Origin of the sequence: Treponema vincentii F0403, from assembly GCF_000412995.1 — a bacterium.
In the GTDB taxonomy this organism is placed as follows: domain Bacteria; phylum Spirochaetota; class Spirochaetia; order Treponematales; family Treponemataceae; genus Treponema; species Treponema vincentii.
In genome coordinates this window covers 95,046-108,007 of sequence record NZ_KE332514.1, presented here as the reverse complement: position 1 = coordinate 108,007, position 12,962 = coordinate 95,046, and the positions used below count along the sequence as shown (strand labels likewise).

11 protein-coding genes are annotated in these 12,962 nt (G+C 32.9%); all 11 read right to left on the bottom strand.

Annotated elements, in window-relative coordinates:
• Nucleotides 1-13 precede the first annotated feature (13 nt).
• The 11 genes from HMPREF1222_RS12095 to HMPREF1222_RS12045 all read right to left on the bottom strand — a co-directional run bounded on the left by HMPREF1222_RS12095 (nt 14) and on the right by HMPREF1222_RS12045 (nt 12,915).
• Entirely contained in the window at nt 14-838 is an 825-nt protein-coding gene (locus HMPREF1222_RS12095; protein WP_016519625.1) for a glycosyltransferase, read from the bottom strand.
• A 24-nt stretch (nt 839-862) separates the two neighbouring features.
• Nucleotides 863-1,840 (bottom strand): glycosyltransferase family 2 protein, encoded by a 978-nt coding sequence (locus HMPREF1222_RS12090; RefSeq protein WP_016519624.1) that lies wholly within the window; start codon nt 1,838-1,840, stop codon nt 863-865.
• A gap of 9 nt (nt 1,841-1,849) precedes the next feature.
• Complete coding sequence (locus HMPREF1222_RS12085) at nt 1,850-2,875, bottom strand: EpsG family protein (protein WP_016519623.1); 1,026 nt, start codon at nt 2,873-2,875, stop codon at nt 1,850-1,852.
• A gap of 4 nt (nt 2,876-2,879) precedes the next feature.
• Entirely contained in the window at nt 2,880-4,031 is a 1,152-nt protein-coding gene (locus HMPREF1222_RS12080) for a glycosyltransferase (RefSeq protein ID WP_196799970.1), read from the bottom strand.
• 156 nt (nt 4,032-4,187) lie between these two features.
• Nucleotides 4,188-5,510, bottom strand: a complete 1,323-nt coding sequence (locus HMPREF1222_RS12075) for a nucleotide sugar dehydrogenase (RefSeq protein ID WP_016519621.1) — start codon at nt 5,508-5,510, stop codon at nt 4,188-4,190.
• Between the two features lie 47 nt (nt 5,511-5,557).
• Nucleotides 5,558-6,646 (bottom strand): non-hydrolyzing UDP-N-acetylglucosamine 2-epimerase, encoded by a 1,089-nt coding sequence (wecB, locus tag HMPREF1222_RS12070; protein WP_016519620.1) that lies wholly within the window; start codon nt 6,644-6,646, stop codon nt 5,558-5,560.
• Between the two features lie 29 nt (nt 6,647-6,675).
• On the bottom strand, nt 6,676-8,064 hold the full coding sequence (locus HMPREF1222_RS12065; RefSeq protein WP_016519619.1) for a polysaccharide deacetylase family protein: 1,389 nt from the start codon (nt 8,062-8,064) through the stop codon (nt 6,676-6,678).
• A 19-nt stretch (nt 8,065-8,083) separates the two neighbouring features.
• Nucleotides 8,084-9,046: a GNAT family N-acetyltransferase gene (locus HMPREF1222_RS12060; RefSeq protein ID WP_016519618.1), complete on the bottom strand. Its 963-nt coding sequence runs from the start codon at nt 9,044-9,046 to the stop codon at nt 8,084-8,086.
• 2 nt (nt 9,047-9,048) lie between these two features.
• Nucleotides 9,049-10,230, bottom strand: a complete 1,182-nt coding sequence (locus tag HMPREF1222_RS12055; RefSeq protein ID WP_016519617.1) for a DegT/DnrJ/EryC1/StrS family aminotransferase — start codon at nt 10,228-10,230, stop codon at nt 9,049-9,051.
• A gap of 35 nt (nt 10,231-10,265) precedes the next feature.
• Nucleotides 10,266-11,672 (bottom strand): lipopolysaccharide biosynthesis protein, encoded by a 1,407-nt coding sequence (locus HMPREF1222_RS12050; RefSeq protein WP_016519616.1) that lies wholly within the window; start codon nt 11,670-11,672, stop codon nt 10,266-10,268.
• A gap of 7 nt (nt 11,673-11,679) precedes the next feature.
• Nucleotides 11,680-12,915, bottom strand: coding sequence for a CDP-glycerol glycerophosphotransferase family protein (locus tag HMPREF1222_RS12045; RefSeq protein ID WP_016519615.1), 1,236 nt, complete (start codon nt 12,913-12,915; stop codon nt 11,680-11,682).
• Nucleotides 12,916-12,962 lie beyond the last annotated feature (47 nt).

Sequence of the window (12,962 nt, the reverse complement as noted above, 5' to 3'; positions counted from 1 at the left end):
ATAGCATTAGTATCTATTTAGAAAATAAAACATTTCTAATTCTAGAAATATATAGCATTTTATTTATTCGTGATGGCATCAAGCGGGACAGAAAGCGCAGCAATGGAAAAATCAAACGGAACGAAAAACCATGTATTTTATAAAGCATCTGTGTATATATCTTATATTCATTAATAGCTTTCTGATAACTGCGCCGCTTAAATGAATTGTCATCTAGCCTTTGAAAATAAAAGCATTCTTGCAAATTACGGATTTCATATCCATCCATTAAAATCCGAAACCATAAATCGATATCTTCATTAGCACCAACCATTTCATTATATCGATATTGGTTTAATAAATTTTTTTTAACCATAACAGTAGGATGTCCAAGCGGAGTTCCCCTATACAATAAAGTAGAATCTTTTAATATCCTATCTGGATATATACGATCACGTTTAAAATATCCACCGTTCCACTTACAATACACTTCAGTAATACCTGTTCCAAGAATAACGGTTGCAGGATTATTTACAAAAAACTCAAGCTGTGCTTCAAATCTTTTATCATCAGCTATATCATCAGTATCTATTCTTGCAATTAATTCACCTGTACAATATTGTATCCCAAAATTAAGAGCATGCGCTAAGCCTTTATTCTGCTCATATCCGACAATTTTTAATGGTAATAGCTCTTTCCATTTTCCCAAAACAATATCCAACTCAGAAGTAAGAAGACCATCCTTCACACATACAATTTCATCGGCAGACCTAGTTTGGTCAAATAGACTTTTTAAACATTCATCAAGATACTTTGGGTTCTCTTTATAATAAACAGACATTAACACGGATAAGGTCATACTCTAATAATCCTACTAAAAATATTAATAATTTTTAAAAATTTTAAACAAAAATCTTAATGGAATATAGCGGATAAGATAAATAGCCATTAAATTTATTACTTTTCCTTTCATACACTTATAAACATACTTTTTATTTAGAATGAAGAGAGCTTCTATTTGCTTGCTTTTATTTCCAGCACTAAATAAATATGCGAGGAGATTTGAAACATATAGATTTGCAATAAAAAAATTTAATCGCGGTTCCATGCGACTATCAGGAATATTTAGTGACAGAACCGCATCACGAATAAGTTCAAAAGATTTCATGCGCTCCAGAGTATAAATTTTATATCCCTGCATAGCAGAATCATCCCGTAATTGATATATAAAACATACCCTTTCCGAATAATATAATGCGTCGACCTCATTAAGCGCTTTTATAATAAATTCTACATCCTCGCCAATTTTAACACCCTGAGTAAAAGCAATCGCATGATTTTTAAGAAAAGACCTGTCATATATGCAACTGCATATATTACAGGAAAATTTTTTTGAAAAAAAACTTTCCTGTAATATATGAGACTTCAACATCTGGTTATCAAATTTAGATGAAATATATTTTTTTATCAAACCGCCATTTCTCCGCATTTCATAACCGAAACCAAACATTTGTATCGACAGATTACGTGCAAGCACGGAACGGAAAAAATCTAATGTACCGGCTGATAAAGAATCATCAGAATCGAAAAAATAAACATATTTTCCTTTAGCTAATTCCATTCCCCTATTTCGAGCAGCAGAGACACCATGGTTATTTTGACTTATATAAGAAATCTGTGAATGTTTATTCGAAAATGCCTTACAAATCATTTCAGTATTATCAGTTGAACCGTCATTGATTATAATAACTTCACAATTTTCCAATCCTTGACTAACCAGCATATCGAGTGTCCCAGCTAGGAAAAGTCCTGCATTATATGCTGGAATCACAATTGACAATAAAACATTGCATGTCTGCAAAATAGCACCTCATGCGAAAAAAATTGACTGATAAGGAACCACACCCTGAGCTCCTTGTATTATAACAGTAAAAATATAAAACACAATGAAATACCCCAACATCAGCCATGACACAACCGGCCTTTGGAATTTTTGAATTTTAGAAATAAACAAAGGATAAAATATTATTTCACTAATTTGGAAAACATAATTCAATCTTATTAACACATTAACACCATGAGCAAGATTAGCAAATGCAGTAGAAAAAATAAATAGATTCAACCAAAATATTTCCATCTTTTTATTAAACCCCGATCTAAAGTAAAAGGCTAATCCTACGAATAGATTAGGGACAACAAGCTTTAAAACAGCAGCATTAGATGTTTCAGTAAAAAAAGAAGATGTAAAATACACAGCATAAGGAAACGATGCTGGCATGAATTTTATAATAACATTCTGAATCGGCAAAACAATAAAAGGAATTGAAAAAAGCCATATTATCATGTATATATTTTTTTTATTTATTCTACACAGTAGATACAATACACCAATAAAAGTACTATAATGAAAAAGTGCTGCACAAGCAGTAATTAACAGAAAGCGTAAATATTGTTTTTTAAATACGAACTGAATACCGGCAAGGAAAATTGCAATTGCAACCATTTGACGAACAGCATTGAATGATATAAAATAATAGTTAAATAAAACATACAAAACAATTGAAAACACAAAATCGATCGAATATTGCTTTATAAAATATATTAATAGCACATTAGTAACAAAAGCAAAAAATAAAACGCTTGTCGCATAAGAACAGCCCAGATATTTCAATGCAATATTTACATATCTATAGCCCGGTTCTACATACGAAGATTCAGCAATGTTATTATATATATATTCGTATGTGTAATAATCAGTCCCTATTCCATATCGAAATCCTGAAATCATAACCAATAATAAAATCAACAATAATACAGATATTTTTAATATTTTCTTATCTAAACGTGAAAATAAAAAAAGAAGTATCATTTCCACTAAAAAAAATACATAAAACATTATATTAACCGTTCAACAACTTAAATTCATTATTAATTCTTGTCTCCCAATCAAAAACATGTACAACATGATTGTTTTTTTTGAGAAATTGGAAATGATGAGTATTTAGAAAAGTGGATATTACATCAATAATACCATCATCAGTAGTATCATCAAACAAGAATACTCGATCGGTATCAATTTTTTTCAAAATACTATCAAGGCTGTTATCATGTAACGTTATTACAGGTTTGTTAAGATATAATGCTTCAAATATAGGATTTGTAACATTTGTATATTTATAGAGCGACAACATAACATGATTTTGATTATATACATCAATCAAATCATCATGCTCAACAGCACCATAAAGATGTACACAGGGGGATAATTTGTATTTTTTTATCAAGTCTTCTAGAACTTTAATTTCAGAATCGGAACCATGACCATAAACATGCAAAGCATAACGGTGACAATTGAAAATATTAACTAATCTGTGCATTATCTCGATCGATAAATATATTCGTTTCCAGCCAATAAGACGTGAGAGTGTAAACAGATTGATTGTTTTGATATCATCAAATGTATTATCGATGCGGATACTCTGTTTAATATCTTTAATATATTGCGAAATACCATTTGGCTCATACAGTATCTTATCACTATTGACACCAAAGCAAGATAAGACTTTATCACCGTTTGTTCCATCATTAGTAATCGCACACACATCAAACTGATTACATAATCTGAAAGCTTCAATATCAAAGCTATAACGCTTATAAATAGCAGGATCATTAATTTTTTGATAATCAAAACCTAACACGGTACCTTGAAATTTTGCCAAATACTTAATATGTTTATTCGCGTATTTCTTTCTCGCTTTCAGCACAGGACGTACTGCAAAAACCTCATAAGCGCAAACAATTGAAGGATTATATCTTTTAATTACATAAAGCAATTTTCGATATAAAAACACAGCTGCGACTTTTGCAGACAGTATATTCAATTTACCATAGGTTGTATTCGTAAATTCTCCTGAAACAGAAACAGGATTACTTTCCTTGCGTTTTTTTAGAAATATCCCTAGCAAAAATTTAATTACAACAGGGAGAGTCTGATAAACATGAAAAAAAGTTATATCGGTACCAAAGATAGTCAACGCTTTTTTCATATCCATATAATAATTCTCACGCTTTGAAGCGGATGTGATAAACACAATATGATATTTTCTACTATATTGCTTTACCGTCTCCAATAAGGATTGATTTCCGATTCTATTAAAAAAAAGCGTAGAAACAATAACCATTACAGGTTTCGTACCAGCATTCCTCATCTATAGTTTAAACACCTTTCCATCTTCAATATGCACAGTTTTTACCGCATTGCGCAAATCAACAACCAAAGATGATTTTTCTACAATATGACCAATATCAAAACATGAATGATTAGTTGTAAACACTACGCAATCAGCCTTAACTAAAAGATCATCGGTTAAATCTATGCCAATCCATTTTTTTCCATGATCATCAACACACTCAGAAATATACGGATCGTAATAGAGGACATTAGCTCTCTTCTTAGCACATTCTTCCATAACAAGTAAGGCAGGGCTTTCACGCGGATCGTCAATATCAGGCTTATATGCAACTCCAAGAAATAAAATTGTTGCCCCATTCATTGCTTTTTGCTTACGATTTAAGGCATACATAATTTTATTCATCATCTTATGAGGCATCTGATTATTGATATTTCCGGCTGTGTTTATCATCGTTAAATCGAAGTTAAAACCTTTTGCAATATGTTCAAGATAGAACGGATCAAGCGGAATGCAGTGACCACCGATACCGGGACCAGGATAAAATGCTTGAAAGCCGTAGGGTTTTGATTTTGCAGCATCTATGACTTCCCAAATATTGATATCCATCTTACCGGCTAACAGTGCAAGTTCATTTATAAGCGAAATATTGATAAGCCGATAGGTATTTTCCAGTATTTTAACCATCTCCGCTACGCGGGGACTTGATACAGGATAAAGGTGCTGAATTGCTTTGCTATAGAGATCAATAGCTATCTTTTGAGCATCTTCGCCCAAAGCCCCAACCACTTTCGGCGTATTATCCGTTTTATAATCTTTATTTCCCGGATCAACCCGTTCGGGGCTAAAGCAAAGCCAAAAATCTTTTCCTTCTTGCAAGCCGGATTCTCTTTCGATAATCGGCTTCATAAAGTCTTCGGTCGTCGTAGGATATGTGGTACTTTCAAGCGAAACAAAGGTACCTGCTTTCATATTCTTTCCTATATCAATACAGGACTGTTCAATAAACTTCATATCGGGTTTTTTAAAGTGATCTAACGGCGTCGGGACGCAGATAATAATAGCATCGCATTCTTTAATACGGGAAAAATCTGTTGTTGTGGAAAGTTTTTTTGTTTCCTTTACAACACGAATCAAATCTTCATCTTTTATATCGCCGATATAGTTGCTTCCGGCATTTACTGCATCGGCTTTCTTTACACTCTTTTCAAAGCCTAATACTTGCACATCTTTTTTTGCAAAAGACACGGCAAGCGGCAACCCCACATAGCCTAAACCGATAATACCAACGACTTCGGTATTACTTTCAATTTTTTTTATGATTGTTTCAAAATTTGACATAATATAAACCTCCTATATACACCGTATTCTGGTTCTACCCGCAACTATTATCCGCGTAAAACCTCTATAATCTTTTCTGCTGTATGCCCGTCTCCATAAAGGTTAGGGTAGTCCTTCGGAACGTGCATATTCCGAATAGCGGATACAATCTTTTCGGGATCCGCACCGGCAAGTGTATTCCAACCGGAAGCCACCAGTTCGACCCATTCGGTACTATCCCGCATGGTTATACACGGCTTTTGAAAGAAAAACGCTTCCTTTTGTACACCGCCTGAATCCGTAAGCACAGCGGTACAAGTCTCTTCATATTTAAGCATTTCCAAATAACCGACAGGATCAATAAGGGTAACATGATTTTCAAAGTACAATCCATATTCCGCTACTATTTTCTTTGTACGAGGGTGTACAGGAAAAATAAATTTCTTCTCAGACAGAGTATTTACCGCTTGTACAATATTTTTTAACCGTATGGGATCATCAGTATTTTCCGCTCGATGAATAGTCAGAAGGATAAAGTCATTCGGTATCTGTATTGAAGTTGCCTTTTGACGATAATAAAGTGAGGCATCGTACATAATATCGCCCGTTTTACACACAACCTTATTATCCGGGGACGGCCTCATTGCAGACGGCACACCGCTAGTAGACGCAATTCCTTCTACTCTAAGATTCTCCACAGCCGTATCCGTTGGGCAAAAAAGCCATGTTGAAAGGTGATCGGTAAGACGACGGTTTTGTTCTTCCGGCATTGCCATCATATACGATCGCAAACCGGCTTCAACATGCGCAACAGGAATATGAAGCTTGCTTGCAGCTAATGCCCCTGCTAAGGTAGAATTAGTATCCCCATATACAAGCACCACATCCGGCTTTAGTTCTAACAGCAATTCTTCGATCTTTTCAAGCATAAGACCGGTCATTTTCCCGTGAGGACCTGAACCTATATGTAAATTGTAATCCGGCTGAGGAATATCCATTTCGGTAAAAAATATATCACTCATATTTTGATCATAATGCTGACCGGTATGAACGATGGTTTCTTCTATACCAAGTTGAGGATTATTTTTAATATAGCGGCTTAATACCGCGGCTTTAACAAATTGCGGACGTGCACCGATTATTGTAAGAATATGCATAAAATAACATTCCTTATATAATTCAAAAATCAGCAATCTAAAACTTCTATATAAAATTGTCGCTGTGCTTCAGTTATGAACTCAGTATTATGAAACAGTAAAACAAAATTGCCGTTATAATACTTACACTTATCTTTTAAGTTTTTAAATACTGCTAAAGCTTTATCAGTTAGACCAAAATTCATATATCGTTCGGCAATTACGGAACACTCCATTGCAATAAGAGGCCGCTCTTTCAATCTTAATTTTTTTCGTACTATACAATCATATACGGAATATTCATAACACGTACCGCAACGGAAACCGGGCATATCTGCAAAGCTCAGAGTAGAATCATAGTTCATACCGGATGTTTCCCAAACATTCAAGGTGTCAGGATTTTGCCATTGAAGATAATGCTGCCTCCCACCATGTATCTGCTGAGAAATATCCAGTGTTTGAAGTACATTTTTCAATATAAAAACATCATCTTTAAAAGCCTTATCATCAAGATACGTTCCATAAAATCCATGAATCCCGATCTCATGTCCGCGCTTATCAATAATCTGTAATAAAGATTGCATTTCCGGTAGGGAAACGGGATATTTGATCAGCATTTCCGGACTACCTGAAGGCAGAAAGTAAAATGCACTTTTTAGCCCTCGCTTTTCACTCTCCGTCATAATAAAATCAAATGAGTAATAGGGGTCATCCTCTACTTTGCCATGTTTGACTGTAGTCCATCCCCCAACAGTATCAAAAGCCAAACGCATAGATTTACGTTTTAATATATCACCACCTATATGTTTAATAAGCCGCGGTATAGATATATTCAGATATTGAAATGGGACATCAACATCGTGAGTAGGGGATGTTTTAAACTGCATTCTTTTCCGTTCTACTTGAGGAAAGAGATACTGTAACAAAGCAAATAAAAGTTCCACATATTCGTTGACAATAGGGCGAAACAAAAAATTTTCTTTACATGCAATCGAAGACTTTGCAGAAAACCGATTATGATTATCACGTTCTTTTATCACTATTTCCTCATATCGGGAAATCATAAAAAAAATACCGCCTAAAACATCAATATTGCAATCAATGGTGTCTTCGGAAACCGTTATTTCCGGCATACCGTACAATACAGGAAATTCGGATTCGCAAATATGAATTTCATTGTGTAAAACGGCTTTTAATTCATCCAAATTATAGTTTTTTAACGGTACATCTGGCATTGTTTCTGAGGCTAGCCAATTGTTTGAAGCCTTAACAAAAAAATCCGCATTTAGTTTCAAATATTTTTCATTGCTAGAAATTAATATAAAATCTTGCTCTAGCGTTTGAATTACATATTCAATTCCAAGCCATTCAGAAAAAACGACGAAACATGTGTATTTAATTTCTGAGACACAAAAGTTAGGTACTGTTATTTTCAGCATAGTATTTATTTCCAAATAATTAAACTGACGTAAAAATATCTTTTATATTTTTCATACATTTATATAATCGAGAACCGTAACGATACACTTGAAGATATGGTACTTGTATAGCGCCGAATGAACGGAAATATTTCTCAATGCTTTCGACCATACTTCCTTCAAAATCAAACACTTTATCGGACTGTAAGGCAAATAAAATAGAACTATGCTGCACTATATCCATACCACCCATATCTTTGGTATCAGGGTCTATTCCGCCCATCAGATAATAGACCGTATTATAATCGTATACCAAAAAATTCGCTGCAATAACGGTACCGTCCGGTAGTTTTGCTGCAAACATTTTTACAGCGTCATGCGCCATACATGCGTCATAAATACGTTCAACAATGTCTTTTGAATAAGGAATTTGCATATTTTTCCGATTAAATGTTTTCTTATTAAGACAGAAAAAATCATCTACAGAATGTAACTCTTCAACAGTAACACCAAGATTTGCAGCTTTTTTCCTTCTTCGTCTTATATCCGTTTCATATTCATTTTCCAGCTGTTCTTCTGTAATCTTCTTAATCCGATATGTATAGCGAGTTGTTTGTTTAAACCCATGCCAATAAAACGGCAACCAATTGGTAACCTGCGGAGAAAAACTTTGTTGAAAAAAATCATAATTAGGTAATTGCTTAATTAAATCGGAATACACTTCTTTTTCCCAAGAAAGACGTTTATAATATTTTTGATTTACCGGATAGTTTATATACGGTCCCAATGTTTGAGTCAACAATGGCATTTGTATTCTGTTAAACCATAGCTTTTTATCAATACAATAAGGCAAAGCGCCGACTATGCTTCCACCTTTTTCTACCAATACCACATTCCAATTATCTTGACCGCATACGGCATCAAGCCACCAATCTTGATTAAAAATCGGAACACCTTTTTCTTGTTCACAAAACGTATGATACCTGTCTTTATTTGCCAGCATATTTAGCAATCCTTCATTTCCTGCCAAATTGGAATATTTAAAATATTTTTACTAAGATATTCAGAAGCATGAAAAGACGTCATATAAAAACAATTGACATGATTATTTTCTATACGATCATGCAAGCAAGTTGGCCAATTAAAGTTTCGCACATCAACACCAATATTTTTAAAATAATCCAGCAATGCCTTATCCGTAGCAACAACAGAAAACCTATTCCAAACAACAGACATATCCGTGTTTACAAATTCAAAATAAGCATTTTTATACAAATCCGGTATAGAAAACTTTATCAAAGCATCACGAGTATCGCACAAACGTTGCATATTTATAAAAGCTGCTTTTATTCTTGCCATTCGTTTAATTGTATTTTTATATTTCAATTGTTTAATCTTATTATAAATTCTATAAATCAAAGACAGTATATATCTATACGCCTTTATATTAAAGATATAATTGTTATAAAAGCACACCAACACAGGCATATTATGAAAAATTGTATAATCAAAGTCATTATAATAATTTCCCGGATCAGTATATTTCATTGTGAAATAAATCATTTTTATATCAGCAACAGCAGTAATATCATCCTCGACAGAAAGCATATAATAAGCCTTAGTATAAAAAGTAATAAAATCTTTTGAAAGTTTATTTATTGTTAAGCTACCTCCTGTTAAGGCTGTATATGGTTTATCCCAAGCATAAGATTCAATATATATATTAGATAATGCACCCAACTTCACAGTTTTAATAGTGCTTGTAGCACCGTGAGCTAAATCATCAATCAGTAAAATTCCTTTTCTTTTGCAAGTTTCTGAAAATTCTATATAATTTTTATTCGGAATTCCTTGATAGTGAGTTAAAATAATAATATCAATCGGGACACTAAAATCAACCAACTTATAATCAAGTGAACAATCATCTTTTGATACATCATAAAGCAATGCTATGCTACCAGAATTTATAATCGCATCTAGCACAGAATGACAAGTGAATGACTGCACAGCGACTCGAGCTTTTTTATTATAATACGTATTAAACACCATAAGGAAATGCTGTAACGCATTGCTTCCACGATTATAATAATATGTTCCATCATCATTGCCAGAAAAATAACTAGTACTAGAGAGTAGAAACTCTTCATAGTCCTTTTTTATAAATTTCGGGCGAGCCCTGCATATCATTCCTACACCACCTTAATTCAATAAACCATACACTCTTATTTATGTATATAGTTTATGATTTTTTTAACCCATGCTTTTAACAATCTTCTCTCAACAACCAAAATCGCCATTAATGCTGTAAAAGCAGATAAAATTTCCAAAATTTTTAAATCAATAAATGTATTAATAAAAGCGACAATCCATAAAATCAAAAAATATATACTGGCTTTTGCCAGTTTAAATTTCATTGGATAAAGTTTTATTGAAAAAAATGTGCGGATATAAAAATAACAAAGATAGACAATTGAGATCACCATTGCGGCACCTTTTGCACCGAATTTTCGCAAAAAAACATAATTTAAAGCAATTGCAATCAAGTCCAAAAGAGCAAACGTATATGTTTCATACATCATTTTTTTCTTAAAATATATTCCAAGATTAGAAACTTCAGTTATTGTATACATAACAGGCAAAAACACCAAAAAAGGCATAATATGCGCAGAAGCAGAGTATTGCCGACTAAGAATAAGTACGATAATATCTTTAAACATAATCAACAATAATGCAGCAAGTATCAAAAAAAATAATAAATTTTCAAAAACCGCTTCATACAAAGAGGTATCCTCTTTATGTTTTTCATAATGTTCAAAGGCTGCAGGAGTCCAATACATAGAAAACCCTGACTGTATAAGACGTAAAGCCGCTATAACTTTAAAACTTACACTATACAAACCGAGCTCATAAAAAGTAGAAAATTGCTTTAAGCAATATTTATCAATTCCATCAAATAAGGTAGACAAAAAGTGTGCTGCGACAAGCGGTATTGCATAAAACAAAACATTTTTTATATCAACTCCGGTGATCTTAAATTTTGAAAACCAAAATTTCCGCTCAATAAAAATCGCAATAACCGACAGCACTAGATTAGAAATTATTCCGCCGTATATTATTGCAAGATATGATTTTTCAAAACACAACGAATAAATAATTATTGTTGCTGTATTAATTATTGAAAGAAAAAAATTAAGCAAAGAAAACAACAATGCTTTTTGTTGCATCCTTATCGTTAAAATTGAATAACGCTGAATTAATCTAAAGAACAAATCAACACATAACAAAACAACCAAATATGGAATATCTTTATCAAAAAAATACAAAGCTACCCGATGTGAAAAAATCAACAAAACAGTACATAAAAAAATAAAAATACAACAGCACGGAAACAAGCAGCTCCACAGTAATGCATACCGCTCATTACCTTCCTTTTCATAAAAAAATCGCATAAACGCTTGATCCGTTCCAAAATTAATTATAGGAAACAGAAAGGTTGCTATAGTAGAAAAAAGAGTTGCAATCCCGAAATATTCGGGAATAACAAAATATGTAACAACCGGCGTTGTAAAAAAAGAAACAGCAGCTGCAGCAAAAGAACCAATGGAAAATTGTAATAATTTTTTCAGCATAGTTTTCTCATGATTTTATTTGCCTACAAATAAAATCATACACTCTTTCACATGTCTTTCCATCAGTATATTTAATAAAGAGATTCTTAATATCATTATACTGCTTGTCATTCTTATAGGTTTTTCCATTTAATTCATCTTCAACAGCGGTATATAATTCTTCTTCGGTATAAACAATTTTACCTGCACAAAACAGTTCCACCGGATTATAAGAAAGTCCTCTGTCTTTTTCATATTCAGCACGATCACAAAAGTTAAAAACCACGGGTTTACCGGTAACTAAAAAATCAAAATATATTGACGAATAGTCGGTTATCAGCAAATCGGCATGAGGTAAAATATCATAAAAGGTATAACTCGGCGATGGCGCGTAAATCATAATATTAGAACAATCATCGAGCCCCAAGAGCTGATCATCCAACATCCCTGAATGGGGCTTAATGAGCAAGATAGTCGAATATCTGCTTAAAATAGTATTCAATAGTTTGAGATTTTCACATCCTATTATGGCACTATGTTGTTTATGCAATTTACCATCACGATGAGTTGGCGCATATACAATTATTCTATTCATAGGAGTAATACCAAGCCATGATTCCATATCCACACGCTTAAACCTTGGATTAAGTAATATATCTTGTCGAATAAAACCTAAAACACTATAGTTAAAATACGATAAATTAGAGGCACATAAATCCATACGGACAGAAAAATCAGATGCTGCTATTACATAATCAATTGTTTGATGTTGAACAGCCATTCGATGTTTTAGTATATCAGATTTAAAAGGAGCAGAAAAATAATTTAAACATATAGATAGCTGCCATCGTGCCTTTACACGGAGAGGTTCTACATCGCTTGGATTAATAATTATACGACACCGTCCCATACAAAAATAGTATACAAAATATTGTATAAAGCTCTTCTTTTTTTTCTGTGGATATGCGATCGGTATAAGTTCTATGTATTTTAGTTTTGATTGTAAATGCTTGCATTCAGATTCAATCATACTATTTAATGCTACAATGTAAATCTGTTTACAAAACAAATCCGGACTATCGTGATTATTAATTAGGTAATACAAAAACGCTAAAACATTATCTCCCGTATAATTCGTAATACTATAGGGTTCATGCATTCCTGTCTCTTCTGGAATTATAAAAACAGACTGTGTCTTTTTTAAACAAAATGCTAAAATTTTTATACAGTTGTAAAATATAGTTTTAAGAAAATGCAACTTCATTGAAAACTCCTATCAAATTTTTAATATATACATTAGGGCATTCCCCC